The sequence below is a fragment of the Streptomyces sp. LS1784 genome, from assembly GCF_020103755.1.
Classification (GTDB): Bacteria; Actinomycetota; Actinomycetes; order Streptomycetales; family Streptomycetaceae; genus Kitasatospora.
In genome coordinates this window covers 1-15,433 of record NZ_JAHSQD010000157.1, presented here as the reverse complement: position 1 = coordinate 15,433, position 15,433 = coordinate 1, and the positions used below count along the sequence as shown (strand labels likewise).

The following is a 15,433-nucleotide window of genomic DNA, read 5'->3' as shown; positions in this document are numbered from 1 at the left end:
CAGCAGCACACCGGTGATGCCGGCCGCGGCGGCCGCGTCCTCGCCGCCGACGGTGGTCAGCACCACGCCGTCCGCGGCGGTCGCGATGGCGAACAGCCGGGCGCGGTCGGCCCGGGCCAGCCCGGCCTCGGACAGTCGGACGTGCACGGCCTCGGCCAGCAGCGGGTGCGGGCCCAGCGGGTCGGTGACGGGCGCGCCGTACTCGGCGGCGATCGCGTGAAGCTCGGTCAGGAAGGTGTGCGGGCCGGGCACCAGCGGCACCAGGACGGGCGTCGGCAGCCCGGCTTCGGCGGCCAGGGTCAGCAGCTCGGCCACGGTGCGGTCCTCGCCGCCGGGGCCCTCGGTGCCGTCGCCGGCGAGGTAGCCGACCGCGGTCTGGACGCCGTTCTGCTCGGTGCGGACGATCGAGAGCAGCTCCTCGACGACCGAACGGGACTCGGGCCCGGCGGTCGCGGGCACGGCGAGCACCAGGGCCGGGGCGCCGGCCGGGATCTCGGGGCGCTCGGGACGACGGTGGCGCCCCCGCGCACGGGAGCCTGGGGTGCGGACGGGCAGTGGCGCGCCCGGGATGGCTGCGGTGCTCATGCCGGAGATCGTAGGACATCTGCCCGTCCGGCTTGCAGTCGGCTGCCGTTCGGGTTTCGCGTGGCCGCCGCGCGGACTCGGTGCGTCTCCGAAGCCGGTCCGGGCCTATTGCCTACAATCCGGACATTCCTCGCCCAGCCCGCTCGCAGTCGCCGGTGGTTGCACACGACGTAATCCGAGGGGGCGGGCGTTGCATCTGTGGCGCGTGAGATGTCTCACAGCATAGGGGTGGCCTGACGGAGGGTCACGGGGGTGCGACTCCCGGCATTCGAAGATCAACATTTAGCGGGGAAGTGCTCACGGCCGGTTATCGCGAGCTCGGCGATTCCATCGGCTATGTCCGTTTACGTACCGTCAGGAGAAGGGCCCGTGAAGAGTTCGGGGCTGCGGATAAAAAGCCCCGTGCACCTGCAATGTCCCGTGCTGATGCACGTGCACTGCGGCTATCATCGCGTCAAGTGAGGCGTTGTGCCGGGCCGGTACGGGGCCGGTCCGTTCGTTCGGCGGTGCCGGGGGGCGCCGCGCTGGACGACAACTCCGGAGCTCTTCGGGAGATTTCTATGCACGACTCGCAGGACACGCACGGCTCGTACGACACCTACAACGGGATGGCTGCCGCCGATCTCCAGGGGGTGGTCTGGCAGAAGAGCCGGCACAGCAACTCCCAGGGCAACTGCGTCGAGTTCGCGGCCCTGCCGGGCGGCGATGTGGCGATGCGCAACTCGCGGTTCCCGGACGGTCCGGCCCTCATCTACACCCGGGCCGAGATCGCCGCCCTGCTGCTCGGGGCGAAGGACGGGGAGTTCGACCACCTGGCGGTCTGACCGGCCGTCGTGCTCCACCATCGGGGGGCCGTCGTGGGTGCCGACACCACGACGGCCTTTGTCTTTGCCTTCTGAGGATGCCTCTCGTCCGGATGTCCTTGCGCCGGATGCTTCTCCTCCGGAGGCCCCTTCTTCTCCGGACGCCTCTTCTCCGGAGGCCTCCTCCGGTCCGGATCCGCCCGGCCGCACTGAGCCGCTCGCGGGTCCGTGGCGCCGGAAGGCCTCGGCGGCGCCTGGTGGAAGGGCCCGGGGTGTGGTCCTCCCGGGGCTTCCCTCGACCGGCCGTGCGCCGTGCGGCGCAGGGGCCGTGCTGGGCGCGGGGCCCGTCCTAGGCCGAGCGCCGATGCCGCCCGCCGACGTCGACGGGGCCGTCGAGCGGTGAGCGGCCGCCGAGTCCGAGGTGTCCGTCCAGCGGGGAGCCGCCGACCGTCTCCGCCTCGAACATCGCCCAGACCACCTTGCCGCTGCCCAGCGGGTGCCAGCCCCAGGAGCGGCTGAACGACTCCACCAGGTGCAGCCCGCGGCCCGACTCGGCGACGAAGTCGGCCTCCCGGGCGACCGGGCCGAGGCTGCTCGGATCGCTCACCGCGCAGACCACCTGGGGTGCGCGGTGCACGAGGCTTATTCGGATCGGAAGCCGGCCGTCCGCGGTCGGCTGTATGGGAAAGTCGTACTCGCCCAGGGCGCCGCCCGACGGGTCGGGCCGTGCGCCGATCGCATGCCGGAGCGCGTTGGTCACGAGTTCCGAGGCCACCAGCGCGACGTCGTCGAACAGCTCCGTCAGGCCCCAGCGCTGGAGCGTGGTCCGAGCGAAGTCGCGCGCGGTTCTGACGGCTTCGAAGCGAGGAGCGAGCGTACAGGTGACCACATGGGGGTCAACCGCCAAGGCCGTACCGGTGCTCATGAAGAGCTCCTCCCATAAGGGGGCGGACACGGCTGGACCCGCCGGGGTCATGCCGGTCACCTCCGACTCGCTCGGCCGCTCGGCCGCCCCCTCGACCAGGCGCGCGCGCACTCGAACGCCCGATGGCGCGGGGGACGCCGTCGGGTCGGTGCACGGAGTCGCGCGTGGGGTCGACGCGGAGCCCGCGGGATTGCCAGGGATGTGCAGGTGCACGTGCACCATGGTGGTGTGCGCTCACTGCAGATGCAAGAGTCGATTCACGTGCAGTCGCACTATTGGCATATGCAAGCGCCGGATGCACGTGCATCCTGGTGCATGGAGTGCAGAACTGATAGGAACATCCGTCAGTATCGGCACCGTGAGCGCTCAACTGATGGCAGACTGTGCGCTGTTTGCCCTAGGTGGAGGTTTCGACCGCATGACCACAGTTCAGCCGGGCGGCGGCTCGATGGTCCGCCGGATCCTCCTCGGCTCGCAGCTGCGCCGCCTGCGCGAGGCGCGCGGCATCACCCGCGAGGACGCGGGCTACGCGATCCGGGCTTCCGAGTCCAAGATCAGCCGCATGGAACTCGGCCGCGTCAGCTTCAAGGAGCGCGACGTCGCCGACCTGCTCAGCCTGTACGGCGTGGACGACGGGACGGAGCGGGAAGCCCTGCTCGGCCTGGTCCGCGAGGCCAACAAGTCCGGCTGGTGGCACAGCTTCAACGACGTGCTGCCGGGTTGGTTCCAGACCTACGTCGGCCTGGAGGAGGCCGCCCAGCTGATCCGCACCTACGAGGTGCAGTTCATCCCCGGGCTGCTCCAGTCCGAGGAGTACGCACGGGCGGTTTTCGGCCAAAGTCGGCCGGTCATCAGCGATGAGGAGGTCGAGCGGCGGGTCAGCCTCCGGCTGCGCCGCCAGAAGCTGCTGACCGAGGGCGCCAGCCCGCGCCTGTGGGCGGTCATCGACGAGGCCGCGCTACGCCGGCCGGTCGGCGGGCCCAAGGTGATGCGCGGTCAGGTGCAGTACCTGATCGATGTCGCCGAGCAGGCCAACGTGGTCATCCAGGTCATGCCGTTCCGGTTCGGCGCGCACGCGGGCGAGTCCGGGGCGTTCACGATCCTGCGCTTCCCGGAGCAGGACCTCGCGGACGTGGTCTACCTGGAGCAGCTCACCAGCGCGCTCTACCTGGACAAGCGCGACGACGTCGACGCCTACATCCAGGTCATGGAGCGGCTCTGCGTGGACAGCCTCACGCCGGAACGCACGATAGACCTGCTCGCCTCGATCCTGAAGGAACGCTGAGTCGCTGCCGCCCGGGGCCTGTGAGCTCCCTCCCTCGCGAGGCCCCCCGGCAGCCGGTCACCAGGCCGCCCACCCGCCGTCAGTCGCGGGCCGGCGGCCGTTCGCGTTCCGGCGGGGACGGCTGTGGCGGGTGGCCCAGTTCCCACGCCAGGTCGTAGCGACGGAAGAGGTCGGCCCGGATCGGCGCCAGCGGGATCTCGGCGCCCGGCAGCAGGACTCCGATGCAGCCGCCCATCAGCGCACTGCGCAGCACCGCGTGCTCGGCGACCGGGTCGGGTGCGCCCCAGTCCCGCAGCAGCCCCTGGAGGATGGCGCCGAGCTGCTGCTGTTCCGGGTCCTGGACGAAGGCGCCGGTGTCCGGGTCGATGATCAGTGCCAGGTGCGAGCGCATCACCCGGGGATGGTCCATCGCCAGCCCGAGCACGGTGTCGATCGCCCGGGCCAGCCGGGCGTCGGGGGAGGAGCCGGGTGCCAGTTCCGCCAGCGCGCCGGACAGCGACTGGTGCATCATCCGGTGCGTCGCGGACTGCATGAGCAGCCGCTTGCCGTCGAAGTAGTACGAGAGCAGGCCGCGGGCGAGCCCGGCCCGTTCGGCGATGTCCGTCAGTGTGGTGCCCGCGTAGCCGCGCTGGTCAACCAGCTCGACGGTGGCCCGCATGATGCGCCGGCGGGAGCGTTGCCGCATCTCCTCATTGACCGAATCCGCGCGAGGTGCCATCGTGTCTGCTCCGAACGTTCGTTGGCTCCGAGCCAATATACTTGCGGAGCCGACAGCCGCCCGAGGAACCGCGTCCCGGTGGGCGCTGCCCGGGCGGCCGCCACGAAGACGGCCGGCTCCACCAACACGGGGGTTTGGTGGAGCCGGCGCCATTGCCCGACGGCCCGGAGGCCGGCCGCGGGCGGGGCCCGAGGTCAGCGCTCGGTCAGGACTTCGGCCCGGGCTGCTGTCGATCCGGCTGGCGGATAATCATAATCGGGCACTGGAACGGGAGTTGTCCTGCGGCGTCGGTCCACCAGGGCGCCTGCCGCTGCGACCACCAGACCGACCAGGGCGACCACGGTGACGAACATCAGCGCCGGCCGGTAGCCGTCCAGCTGGGCCTGCGGACTGTCGCCACCCGCACTGCCGGCCGTGATCATCGCGGTCGCTCCGGCCAGCACCACCGCGGTGCCGACCTGGATGGCGGTGTTCACCAGGCCCGAGGCCAGGCCCTGCTCCTCGTCGGCCACGCCGTCGGTGGCGGCGATGTTCACCGAGGGGAAGGCGAACGCGAAACCCACGCCGAGCAGCAGCATCGAGGGGAGCACCAGGCCCGGGTACGAGCTGTGCTCGTCCAGCCGCAGGAACAGTGCGAAGGCGGCGACCAGCGAGACCAGGCCGATCGGCAGCAGCCGCCCGGTGCCGAAGCGGTCCACGATCGGGCCCATGAAGGGTGCCGAGAGCGCGATGAGGGCCGCGGCCGGGAGCAGTCCGAGGGCCATCTCCAGGGCGGACCAGCCGAGCAGGTGCTGGAGGTAGAGGGTGACCACGAACTGGAAGCCGCCGTACGCGCCGGTCATCGCGAAGGCGACCACGTTGGCCCGGGCGACCGAGCCGTTGCGGAAGATGCCGAGCCGGACCAGCGGGTGCGCGGTGCGGCTCTCCACCCGTAGGAAGGTGGCGGCCAGCGCGGTGACGACGAGCAGCGAGCCGAGGGTGCGCAGGCTCAGCCAGCCGGCGCCCTGGGCCTCGGTGACGGTGAAGACCAGCAGCAGCACGGTCGCGGTGCCGGTGATCGCGCCCAGCACGTCGTAGCCGCCCTTGGCGCGCTCCTCGACCGACCGGGGGAGCAGTCGGACGGCGAAGACCAGGGCGAGCAGTGCGACCGGGACGGGCATCAGGAAGGTCCAGCGCCAGCCGACCTCGGTGAGCAGGCCACTGAGCACCAGGCCGAGCGAGAAGCCGCTGGCAGCGCAGGTGGTGTAGATCGACAGCGCGCGGTTGCGGGCCGGGCCCTCCGCGAAGGTCGTGGTGATGATCGACAGGCCGGCCGGGGCGGTGAAGGCGGCGCTGACGCCCTTGAGGAACCGGGCCGCGATCAGCAGGCCGCCGTCGTCGACCAGGCCGCCGGCCAGCGAGGCGGCGGCGAAGACGCCCAGGGCCACCAGGAACACCCGGCGGCGGCCGAGCAGGTCTGCGGCGCGGCCACCGAGCAGCAGCAGGCCGCCGTAGCCGAGCACGTAGCCGGAGACCACCCACTGGAGGGTGGCGGTGGACAGGTGCAGGTCGGAGCCGATGGACGGGAGGGCGACGCCCACCATGGAGACGTCCAGGGCGTCCAGGAACATGGCGGCGCAGAGCACGATCAGGGTGCCCCAGAGGCGGGGATTCCAGTTCAGCCCGCTGGTTGACGGGGCGTCGGGTGGTGTGGCGGTCGCGGTGGTCATGGGGAGGACAGTACATGCACATGCATTCAATGCAAGTGAATTAGATGTGAACGCAATAATTGCCGATGCACGTGCTAGGGTGGCGGCGTGGCTGAACTCGACTCCCCGGCGGAGGCCGGTCTCGTCGCGCAGTGGCGCGAGCTGCTGGCTCGGCATGCCGCCGCGGCCTGCATGCTCGACCGCGAGCTGGGCGACCGGTACGGGCTGGGCATGAGCGAGTTCGAGGTGCTGGAGCGCCTCGTCGAGGAGTGCGGGGGCGGCGGCGGGCATGCGGTCCGGGTGAGCGATCTGGCCCACACCGTCCACCTGAGCCAGAGCGCGCTGTCCCGGCTGATCGCCCGCCTGGAGAAGGCCGGACTGGTCACCCGGGCGATGTGTGAGAGCGACCGGCGGGGCGTCCTGCTCACCCTCACCGAGGCCGGCCGGGAGCGCTACGGGCAGGCCAGGCCGCTCCACCGCGAGGTGCTGGAGCTGACCCTCGGTGACGGGCTCGGCCCGGCCTGCGGAGCGCCTGGGGACTGACGGTCGGTCGAAAACGCCCGCAGTGTGCTGCGGGGTCGGCCTCAGAGCAGCGAGTGCAGCCCCGGCGCGGCGGCCAGCAGGACGACCACGGCGGGCGCGGCGAGCGCCGCGACGGTCAGTCGCAGCCGGTGCGGGACGGAGAGCCGCGGACGGCCCGCGAGCAGCCGGTCCACCCGCTTTGGGGACTGCGCCAGACCGGGCGGGCAAGAGCCGAACACCCCGCGGTCCAGGTTGAGTTCGGCCAGCGCGAGGGCGGTGGTGTGCCGGCCGTGCCGGCGGGCGGCCCGGTCGTCGGCGGCCAGCTCGACCAGCTCCGCCACCTGGTCCCGGAAGGCGCTGAACACGCCGACGCCGGGGAAGCCGGAAGCGAGCGCCTGGGAGAACTGCTGGAGCCAGTGGTGCCGGGCCCGGACGTGGCCGCGCTCATGGCTCAGTACGGCCGCCAGCTCCCGGTCGGTCAGTTGCTGGAGGGCGCCGGTGGTGACCACCAGTCGGGAGTCCGGTCCGGGCAGCGACCATGCCTCCGGGCGGACGTTCTCCAGCACCACCAGCCGTTCCCGGCGGCTCCGGGCGGTCTCGATGGTTTCGGGCAACTCCGGTGCTCGGGTCGCCAGTTGGGCGTGCCGGCGATCACGCAGCGCCTTGGCCGTGCGGACCTCCCGAGTGAGCGCCAGCACCGTCTGCACCCCACCCGCGGCCAGCACCGCGGCGCACAGCCGGCCCCAGCCCTCGGCCTCCTGGAGGGCGTACGCCGCCTCCACACCGTGCGGTGCGCCCGCGAACACCAGCGCGCGCAGCTCCGGCAGGGCGGCGGAGGCCGCCAGCACCAGGCCCAGCGCGCAGCAGAGCAGTACGGCCACCACCAGGCACTGCCACACCAGCAGTGCCAGCACCGGTTCGCGCTCCGCCCAGCGGGCCCGGGCCAGCAGCCGGGGCGCGACGGTCGAGAGCAGCAGGCCGAGCAGCAGAAGGCCGATCAGGGCAGGCATCGATGGGCTCCCCGAGTACGCACGGAACGCGACAACGCGCTCCCTGCCAACCTATGCGCTGGCGACGCCCGGTGGAACGGCTTTTGACCGGCCAGTGACCAACGCCACGCCCGGGTGGGGGTCTTGGGGTGCCGGGCGTGGGCAGGTCGCACGGTCGCTGCACGGTCAACGGCTGTCACATGGTCAGGAGCATGGCGAACATGCCGATGCCCATGGTGAGTCGGCAGGCCTGCGGCAGCCCGGCGGTGCCGACCGCGAGGGCGCCCGCCGGAGTGCGCAGCAGCCGGCTGCCGGCCCAGAGGGTGTACCCGCCGAAGTAGAGGAGGAGCGCCCCGGTCAGCACCGGAAGGCCCAGGGCGGCGGACTGGTGGTGCTCGTGGCCGGAGGCGACCGTCATGGCGAGGGCCATGTACGTCATGGCGAGCGCGCCGACCGCGTGGTGCAGCCGGTGCGCCCGCCCGGCCGGGCCGTGGGCGGCGGCGAACAGGAGGGCAGCGGCGGGGAGGCCGAAGAGTCCGGCCCAGACGGCGGCCGGGACGGTGGTGCCGGTGACGGCCATCGCGGCCATGCCGAGCCCCATCAGGGCCTCGGCGGCGTCGGACTCGCGGGCGAGCGGCCGGTGCGCGCCGTCCGGGGCGCAGGGGGAGCGGCGCAGCCGTACCAGGCAGGAGGTGCCGGCGCCGGCGGCGAGGAGGGCGAGGAGCCAGTTGACCAGGGCGGGTCCGTGCAACGGCGGCCTCCCGGGGCGGTGGGGCGCCGGGGCGGCGGCGGACAGGCGACAACGGACAGTGGTCAGCGAACAGATGATGAAATCTGTCGGCTGTCATCTGTTATCCGTCAGCTGTCGTCTGTTCGCCACTCCCCGTGCGCGGCGACGGACGTCCGGTCCACGATCACCGCACTCGGCCGGGCGCGGCCAGGGCGCGTACAGGGGCGCATGGTGGTGCTCGTCGTTGCGAAAGCCCTGGTTGCGCACCTGGTCGCACGCCCCGGTCGCGCGTGGCCACCCACCGCGCCGGCGAGGGAGCTCAGCCCTGGAGCCGCCCCGAGGCGACCACCCGGCCGAGGAACTGCCGGGTGCGCTCCTCCTGCGGATCGCCGAACACCTGCTCGGGCGGTCCCTGTTCGAGCACCACGCCGCCGTCCAGGAAGCAGACCCGGTCGGCGACCTCGCGGGCGAAGCCCATCTCGTGGGTGGAGAGGACCATCGTCATCCCCTGCTCCTTGAGGTCCCGCACGACCGACAGCACCTCGCCGACCAGCACCGGGTCGAGCGCCGCGGTGATCTCGTCCAGGAGCAGCAGTCGCGGCCCGGTGGCCAGTGCGCGCACGATGGCGACCCGCTGCTGCTGCCCGCCGGAGAGCCGGTCCGGGTACTCCTTCGCCTTGGCCGCCAGCCCGAGCCGGTCGAGCAGTTCCAGCGCCCGCGCCTCCGCCTCGGCCCGGGCGACCCGGTGCACCCGGCGCGGTGCGAGCGTGACGTTCTCCAGCACCGTCAGGTGCGGGAACAGGTTGTACGACTGGAACACCACGCCGATCCGGCGCCGCACGGCGTCCTCGTCCGCGCGCGGATCGGTGATCTCCTCGCCGTCCAGGAAGATCGCCCCGTCGTCGATCCCCTCCAGCAGGTTGACGCAGCGCATCAGCGTGGACTTGCCGGAGCCGGACGCCCCGATCAGCGCCGTCACCGAGTGCTCGGCCACGGCGAGGTCCACGTCGCGCAGCACCACCTGGCCGCCGAAGGTCTTGCGCACCGACTCCAGCCGGAGCACCTCGTTCGACGTCACACCGCACCTCCCTGGAGCTGGCGGCGGTTCATCCGGGTGGTCAGCCAGTCGGCGAACCGGGTCAGCGGAATGGTCAGCACGATGAACACCAGCCCCGCCACCAGGTACGGCGTGAAGTTGAAGGACCGGGCCGCGATGATCTTCGCCGCGTACACCGCGTCGATCGCGCCGCCGATCGAGACCAGCCCGGTGTCCTTCTGGAGGCTCACCAGGTTGTTGAGCAGCGGCGGCACCACCCGGCGGACGGCCTGCGGCAGCACCACGTACCGCATCGCCTGCGCGTTGGTCAGCCCCAGCGACCGGGCCGCGGCCCGCTGGCTCGGGTGCACCGACTCGATGCCGGAGCGGAACACCTCGGACACGTACGCCGAGTACGTCAGCACCAGCGCCGCTCCGCCCAGCAACAGCGGATCGGTGGTCACCCCGGTCAGCCTCAGTGCCGGCACCCCGGTGATCATCACCAGCAGGCAGATGATCATCGGCAGCCCGAGGAAGAAGTCCACGTACGCGGTGGCGAGCAGCCGCACCGGCAGGAAGACCGGCCCGCGCAGTGTCCGCAGCACCGCCAGCAGCAGCCCGAACAGCAGGATCAGCGCCCCGCAGCCGAGCATCAGCTCCAGGTTCAGCCGCAGCCCCTTCAGCACCTCGGGCAGTGCCTGGCGGGCGTAGTCGAGGTTGAAGAAGGTCCGCCGAGTCACCTCCCAGCCGGGGGAGTTGACGACCAGCAGGTAGAGCACGATCGCCGTCGTCAGGGTCGACGCGGTGGCGATCAGCGCCGAGCGGCAGGCCCGGGCCCGCCGGTACGCCTCGTGCGCCAGCCGCCGCTCGGACGGGCGGTAGTCGTCCTCCGCGGCAGGCGCCCCGGTCCGCACCGCCGGTGCCTTGGCGAGCTCCGCCGCCGCGGTGTCCGTCGTCTCCCCGCTCGGCCCGGGGCCCAGGCCGGAACTCACTTCAGCACCGGTGCCGAGACGGCGTCGGAGAGCCACTGCTTCTCCAGCTTCGCCAGCGTGCCGTCGGTGCGCAGCGCGTCCACCGCCTGCGAGACGCAGCCGGTCAGCTTGGAGCCCTTGTCCAGCACCAGGCCGAACTGCTCGGCCTTCGCGCCCGTCTCGAACTGGCCGACCACCTGGGCCTCCGGGACCTCGGCGCCGGTGATGAAGAAGGCGGTCGGCAGGTCCACCACCAGGGCCTCGATCTGGCCGTTCTTCAGCGCGGCCTTGGCCAGGTCGTTGGAGTCGAAGACGGCCGGCTGGGCGCTCGGCTTGATGGTGTCGGTGATGGTCTCCAGGCTCGTGGTGCCGACCTGCGCGCCGAGCTTGGTGTCCTTGAGGTCGGCGATGCTCCTGGCACCCGCCGCCTTGGAGTTCTTCAGTGCGATGACGGTCTGGCGCACGTCGTAGTAGCCGGAGGAGAAGTCCACCGCCTGCTTGCGTTCGTCGCTGACGGACACCTGGTTGATGTCGAAGTCGAAGTCCTTGGCGCCCGGCGAGGTCGCCTTGTTGAACGGCGCGAGCACCCAGCTGACCTTCTCCTTCGGGTAGCCGAGCTTCTCCGCGACCGCGTAGGCCACGGCGGACTCGAAGCCCTTGCCGTTCTCCGGCTTGTCCTCGGAGAACCACGGGTCGTACGCGGGCTTGTCGGTGCCGACGGTCAGCGTTCCGGCGGTACGCGTGGCCAGTGCCCCCGGCGCGCAGCCCGCGGCCGACCCGGCCGAGCCCGAGGCACCGGAGGCGGCGTCGGACTTCGAGTCCTGCGGCGCGCAGGCGGTCAGCACGGCCGCGGCGGCGACCAGCGCGGCGATGGGCAGGACGGCGGACGGCTTGCGGAGGGTCATGACGGGGCTCCAGGGAAGGACCGGGCGGGACGGGAACAACGAGGGGCACGGGAGGGCGCGACGGACGGCCCGCATCCCGGCGGGTCACTTCCCCCCGGTGGCGGCGCCGGAACACACGCGGCATGGTCGGCGTACGGGCCCGCGTCCGCGGCGCCCCCCGAGCCGGACCGGCAGCGGCCTGGTCGGCGGCAACCGGTCAACAACAGCGGCGACAGCGGCAGCAGAGGCCGCGCGCGCGACAGCTACGGCAGGCGTGCCGACGGGAGGGCACCCGGAACGGGCTGTCGTGGCGTTCGGCCACCGTGATCACCGCCGGGAGCATGCGGGGAGGTTCGCATCACAACGGCGCATCTGTCCAGAACATCCAGATCACTGTCCACATTCCGGACAACCCGTCTCCCGCCGAAGGTTTCGGCACGGGAGCGGGGGTAGGCCGGAGTTTTGCCGGTCCGGGCCCCCTTGAACGGAAGAACCTTTCGTACTTATGGTGTCCCCGTCGAAATAACTCCTGTCGAAGTGAGTCCACGATGCAGAATCTTTCGCCAAGGCTCGCTGTGGCGGCCGACGCCCCGGTCTCGACCCTCGCCGGCCACCCGGCCTGGCAGCGCCTGAAGGAGGCCGTCGAGACGCTGCGCCCGCTCCAGTCCAAGGACGGCTCCATCGACCTGGCCGCCGTCCAGCGGCACACGGTCGACCCGCTGGTCGCCACCGTCCGGGCCGCCGTCCAGGAGCTCGCTCCGAACTTCCCGCACGACGCCGCCTACCTGGCCGCCGTCGACGCGGACCTCGCCAAGTGGGCCGACACCGGCTACCGCGAGCCCGACTTCCTGGACTCGCTGCTCGCCTTCCAGCCCGCCGACCAGCGCGAGGACGGGCTGGAGCACCTGGTCGTGTTCCCGATGTACACCCAGAACGGGAACCCGAACCGCAACCTGGAAGCCGTCCTGCTGCGTGTCGTGTGGCCCGACTGGCTGGCGGAGCTGGAGCGCACCCGCTTCGACAACCCGATGTTCGTGCCGATCACCTTCACGGACTTCACCGCCGGCTACGACACCAACTCCGCCGTGCTCTTCCCCGAGACGGTCTCCGTGCGCAAGGCGCCGGAACGCTTCACCTGGGGCGGCATCTTCTGCGACCGCGAGGCGGCCCGTTTCCGCGCCGTCTCCACCAGCGCCGTCCAGCAGCTCGACCTGGAGATCCCGGCCGACGCCGAAAGCCTGCTCGAGGACCAGCAGCGCGCGCAGGAGACCTTCGTCCTGTGGGACCTGATCCACGACCGCACCCACAGCCACGGCGACCTGCCGTTCGACCCCTTCATGATCAAGCAGCGCAGCCCGTTCTGGATGTACGGCCTGGAGGAGCTCCGCTGCGACCTCACCACCTTCAAGGAGGCGGTGCAGCTGGAGACCGAGGGCAACCCGCACGCCCGCGACGTCCAGTACGCGGTTCTCTTCGACCGCCTGTTCCGCTTCCCGGTCTCCGGCGACCGGGTGCGCAACTACGACGGCATGGGCGGCCAGCTGCTCTTTGCCTACCTGCACAAGCACGACGCGCTGCGCTGGCGCGACAACCGCCTCACCATCGACTGGGAGCGCGCCCCGCAGGTCACCAACGCGCTCTGCGCCGAGATCGAGACCCTGTACCGCGACGGCATCGACCGGCCGAAGTCGGCCCACTGGATCGCCGCCTACGAGCTGGTCTCCCGCTACCTCACCCCGCACCCGGCCTCCACCTGGGCGAAGGGCCCCGAGGCCCTGCCGCTCGACATCACCGACGGCAAGGCCCTCAACAAGGCCCTGTGCGACGCCGTGCTCCCGGACGAGTTCCCGCTGAGCATGTTCTACGAGGCCCTCAACAAGAAGCTGAGCGGCGTCATCGCCGCCACCGCCGGCATCACCGGCGCAGGTATCCAGGGAGCCGCCGCGTGACCACCTCCACCAACGCCCCGCTGGCCGGCAAGGTCATCGCCGTCGCCGGAGCCAGCGGCCCGGCCGGCCGCGCCGTGCTGCGCCGCCTCACCGCCGACGGCGCCACCGTGATCGGCGCCGACATCGACGCCCAGCGGCTGGAGTCCGCCCTGGACGCCACCCGGGTGGCCGTCCGCGGAGCCAAGGTCAGCGGCCAGGTGATCGACCTGCTCGACCCGCAGGAGGTCCACGACTGGGCCGACCACCTGGAGTCCGAGCACGGCCACGTCGACGGCCTGTTCCACCTGGTCGGTGGCTGGCGCGGCAGCAAGACCTTCTTCGACACCAGGCTGGACGACTGGGACTTCCTGCACGACACCGTCGTGCGCACCCTCCAGCACACCTCGCTGGCCTTCCAGCCCGCGCTGGTCCGCAGCTCCGCCGGCCGCTACGCGATGATCTCCGCCGCGGCCGCGCACAAGCCCACTGCCGGCGGCGCCGCCTACGCGGCGGCCAAGGCCGCCACCGAGGCGTGGACCCTCGCCATGGCCGACTCCTTCAAGAAGGAGACCACCGCCCCGGACGGCGAGCCCACCGCGGCGGCTGCGATCCTGGTCATCAAGGCGCTGGTCAGTCCCGAAATGCGGGCCGAGAAGCCGGAGGCGAAGTTCACCGGCTTCACCGACACGGCCGACCTCGCCGGACACCTGGCGGGCCTCTGGGACCGCCCCGCAGCAGAACTGAACGGACAGCACCTGTGGCTGACAGCCCGATGACCGACTCCACCCGTACGGACGCGGTACGGCGGCACGACCCCGCCGTCCGCGGCTTCGCCAGCGACAACTACGCCGGCGTGCACCCGGAGGTCCTCGCCGCGATAGCCGTCGCCAACGGCGGTCACCAGATCGCCTATGGCGAGGACGACTACACGGCCCACCTCCAGGACGTCTTCCGCCGCCACTTCGGTGAGAAGGCCGAGGCCTACCCCGTCTTCAACGGCACCGGCGCCAACGTGGTCGCCCTCCAGTCGCTGCTGCCGCGCTGGGGCGCGGTGGTCTGCGCCGAGACGGCCCACATCCACGTGGACGAGGGCGGCGCGCCGGAGAAGATGGGCGGCATCAAGCTGCTCACCGTCCCGACCCCGGACGGCAAGCTCACGCCCGAACTGCTCGACCAGCAGGCCTGGGGTTTCGGTGACGAGCACCGCGCGCAGCCGCTCGCGGTCTCCATCACCCAGAGCACCGAGCTCGGCACCCTCTACACCGCCGACGAGATCCGCGCGATCACCGAGCACGCCCACCAGCTGGGCATGCTCGTCCACGTGGACGGCTCCCGCCTGGCCAACGCCGCCGCCTCGCTCGGCCAGCCGCTGCGCGCCTTCACCACCGACGTGGGCGTCGACGTGCTCTCCTTCGGCGGGACGAAGAACGGCCTGCTGTTCGGCGAGGTCGTGGTGGTGCTCAACCCGGAGCGGGTGCGCAACATCAAGTACCTGCGCAAGACCTCGATGCAGCTCGCCTCGAAGATGCGCTTCGTCTCGGTCCAGTTCGAGGCGCTGCTCTCCGGTGACCTCTACCTGCGCAACGCCGGCCACGCCAACGCGATGGCCAGCCGCCTGGAGGCCGCGGTCCGGAAGATCGACGGCGTCGAGGTGGTCCGCCCGGTTCAGGCGAACGCGGTGTTCGCGATCCTCCCGCGCGAGGTGAGCGAGCGGCTCCAGAAGCGCTACCGCTTCTACTTCTGGAATGAGCACACCGGCGAGGTCCGCTGGATGTGTGCCTTCGACACCACGGAGGCCGACATCGACGCCTTCGCGGCGGCCATCGCCGAGGAGATGGGCCGCGCCTGACGGTGCTCGAACAACGGATCGTCCCGCCCTGCGACCGCAGGGCGGGACGATTTGCATGTGGCGGGCCCCTCCCCGTACAGTTCCGGAGTCGCCGCGGGAGACCGGGGCAACAAAACGGAAAGTGAATCCGATGAATGAAACTCCGGAAAACGGAGCGGAAAGCGTCTGATAAGCTGGAAACACGAAAGAACGAAGCCCGGAGGGTCCGCTGGAAGGCGGTCCGAAGGAAGCGTCCGTTCCTTGAGAACTCAACAGCGTGCCAAAAGTCAACGCCAGATATGTTGACATCCCCGGCCTCGGTCATTGCGACTGGGGTTGGAGATTCCTTTTGAAATAACACTAGCGAGGACGCAGTGCGCGGGACCGCCTTATTCCGGTGGTTGCCGTGCCGCTCAACGCGAGTGTGAACCGGCCCTGCTTTATGTCGGGGCCGAGTAAACATTCACGGAGAGTTTGATCCTGGCTCAGGACGAACGCTGGCGGCGTGCTTAACACATGCAAGTCGAACGGTGAAGCCCTT

The 15,433-nt window shown here is 71.2% G+C and carries 13 protein-coding genes, 1 rRNA gene and 2 pseudogenes; 7 read left to right on the top strand and 9 right to left on the bottom strand.

The annotated features are described in order from the left end of the window. Positions 1 to 585: pseudogene (locus tag KS423_RS19540) on the bottom strand (hypothetical protein); the annotation flags it as partial. A gap of 560 nt (positions 586 to 1,145) precedes the next feature. Between KS423_RS19540 and KS423_RS19535 the strand changes: the two are divergent. After that, positions 1,146 to 1,409: a DUF397 domain-containing protein gene (locus KS423_RS19535; RefSeq protein ID WP_097235176.1), complete on the top strand. Its 264-nt coding sequence runs from the start codon at positions 1,146 to 1,148 to the stop codon at positions 1,407 to 1,409. Positions 1,410 to 1,848: 439 nt separating this feature from the next. Here the strand turns inward: KS423_RS19535 and KS423_RS19530 are convergent. Further along, positions 1,849 to 2,313 (bottom strand): annotated as a pseudogene (locus tag KS423_RS19530) (ATP-binding protein); the annotation flags it as partial. Between the two features lie 418 nt (positions 2,314 to 2,731). On the opposite strand from KS423_RS19530, the gene KS423_RS19525 reads away from it, so the two are divergent. After that, positions 2,732 to 3,598 (top strand): helix-turn-helix transcriptional regulator, encoded by an 867-nt coding sequence (locus KS423_RS19525; protein ID WP_224280835.1) that lies wholly within the window; start codon positions 2,732 to 2,734, stop codon positions 3,596 to 3,598. Between the two features lie 79 nt (positions 3,599 to 3,677). Here the strand turns inward: KS423_RS19525 and KS423_RS19520 are convergent, their stop codons facing one another. Both KS423_RS19520 and KS423_RS19515 read right to left on the bottom strand, forming a co-directional pair. Next, entirely contained in the window at positions 3,678 to 4,283 is a 606-nt protein-coding gene (locus tag KS423_RS19520; RefSeq protein WP_224280834.1) for a TetR/AcrR family transcriptional regulator, read from the bottom strand. A 227-nt stretch (positions 4,284 to 4,510) separates the two neighbouring features. Next, complete coding sequence (locus KS423_RS19515) at positions 4,511 to 6,025, bottom strand: MFS transporter (RefSeq protein WP_224280833.1); 1,515 nt, start codon at positions 6,023 to 6,025, stop codon at positions 4,511 to 4,513. A gap of 87 nt (positions 6,026 to 6,112) precedes the next feature. On the opposite strand from KS423_RS19515, the gene KS423_RS19510 reads away from it, so the two are divergent. Continuing rightward, complete coding sequence (locus tag KS423_RS19510) at positions 6,113 to 6,547, top strand: MarR family winged helix-turn-helix transcriptional regulator (protein ID WP_224280832.1); 435 nt, start codon at positions 6,113 to 6,115, stop codon at positions 6,545 to 6,547. 41 nt (positions 6,548 to 6,588) lie between these two features. Here KS423_RS19510 and KS423_RS19505 read toward each other — a convergent pair whose 3' ends face one another. The 5 genes from KS423_RS19505 to KS423_RS19485 form a co-directional block, all read right to left on the bottom strand. Beyond that, positions 6,589 to 7,536 carry a M56 family metallopeptidase gene (locus KS423_RS19505; RefSeq protein ID WP_224280831.1) on the bottom strand — a complete coding sequence of 316 codons (948 nt, stop codon included), beginning with the start codon at positions 7,534 to 7,536 and terminating at the stop codon, positions 6,589 to 6,591. Positions 7,537 to 7,711: 175 nt separating this feature from the next. Then, positions 7,712 to 8,266, bottom strand: a complete 555-nt coding sequence (locus KS423_RS19500) for a DUF5134 domain-containing protein (RefSeq protein WP_224280830.1) — start codon at positions 8,264 to 8,266, stop codon at positions 7,712 to 7,714. Positions 8,267 to 8,564: 298 nt separating this feature from the next. Next, the gene (locus KS423_RS19495; protein WP_308020219.1) at positions 8,565 to 9,323 is read right to left on the bottom strand and encodes an amino acid ABC transporter ATP-binding protein; all 759 of its coding nucleotides are present in this window, start codon (positions 9,321 to 9,323) and stop codon (positions 8,565 to 8,567) included. Continuing rightward, positions 9,320 to 10,195 carry an amino acid ABC transporter permease gene (locus tag KS423_RS19490; RefSeq protein ID WP_224280838.1) on the bottom strand — a complete coding sequence of 292 codons (876 nt, stop codon included), beginning with the start codon at positions 10,193 to 10,195 and terminating at the stop codon, positions 9,320 to 9,322. The genes KS423_RS19495 and KS423_RS19490 overlap by 4 nt, the downstream gene beginning before the upstream one ends. Before the next feature lie 74 nt (positions 10,196 to 10,269). Further along, a complete protein-coding gene (locus tag KS423_RS19485) occupies positions 10,270 to 11,157 on the bottom strand; it encodes an ABC transporter substrate-binding protein (protein ID WP_224280829.1) in 888 nt (295 codons plus the stop codon). A 527-nt stretch (positions 11,158 to 11,684) separates the two neighbouring features. Here KS423_RS19485 and KS423_RS19480 point away from each other — a divergent pair. From KS423_RS19480 to KS423_RS19465, 4 genes are all read left to right on the top strand, one after another. Then, positions 11,685 to 13,085, top strand: a complete 1,401-nt coding sequence (locus tag KS423_RS19480; protein WP_224280828.1) for a DUF6421 family protein — start codon at positions 11,685 to 11,687, stop codon at positions 13,083 to 13,085. Next, positions 13,082 to 13,840 carry an SDR family NAD(P)-dependent oxidoreductase gene (locus KS423_RS19475; RefSeq protein ID WP_224280827.1) on the top strand — a complete coding sequence of 253 codons (759 nt, stop codon included), beginning with the start codon at positions 13,082 to 13,084 and terminating at the stop codon, positions 13,838 to 13,840. The genes KS423_RS19480 and KS423_RS19475 overlap by 4 nt, the downstream gene beginning before the upstream one ends. Next, positions 13,837 to 14,913, top strand: coding sequence for a low specificity L-threonine aldolase (locus KS423_RS19470; RefSeq protein ID WP_224280837.1), 1,077 nt, complete (start codon positions 13,837 to 13,839; stop codon positions 14,911 to 14,913). Before KS423_RS19475 ends, KS423_RS19470 begins: the two co-directional genes overlap by 4 nt. Positions 14,914 to 15,354: 441 nt before the next feature. Next, positions 15,355 to 15,433: ribosomal RNA gene (locus KS423_RS19465) — 16S ribosomal RNA — on the top strand; the annotation flags it as partial.

Excerpts from the sequence above, each read along its gene's own strand:
- KS423_RS19525 (WP_224280835.1), top strand. The coding sequence starts at position 2,732 with ATGACCACAGTTCAGCCGGGCGGCGGCTCGATGGTCCGCCGGATCCTC.
- KS423_RS19535 (WP_097235176.1), top strand. The coding sequence starts at position 1,146 with ATGCACGACTCGCAGGACACGCACGGCTCGTACGACACCTACAACGGG.
- KS423_RS19480 (WP_224280828.1), top strand. The coding sequence starts at position 11,685 with ATGCAGAATCTTTCGCCAAGGCTCGCTGTGGCGGCCGACGCCCCGGTC.
- KS423_RS19485 (WP_224280829.1), bottom strand. The coding sequence starts at position 11,157 with ATGACCCTCCGCAAGCCGTCCGCCGTCCTGCCCATCGCCGCGCTGGTC.
- KS423_RS19505 (WP_224280831.1), bottom strand. The coding sequence starts at position 7,536 with ATGCCTGCCCTGATCGGCCTTCTGCTGCTCGGCCTGCTGCTCTCGACC.
- KS423_RS19520 (WP_224280834.1), bottom strand. The coding sequence starts at position 4,283 with ATGCGGCAACGCTCCCGCCGGCGCATCATGCGGGCCACCGTCGAGCTG.
- KS423_RS19470 (WP_224280837.1), top strand. The coding sequence starts at position 13,837 with ATGACCGACTCCACCCGTACGGACGCGGTACGGCGGCACGACCCCGCC.
- KS423_RS19515 (WP_224280833.1), bottom strand. The coding sequence starts at position 6,025 with ATGACCACCGCGACCGCCACACCACCCGACGCCCCGTCAACCAGCGGG.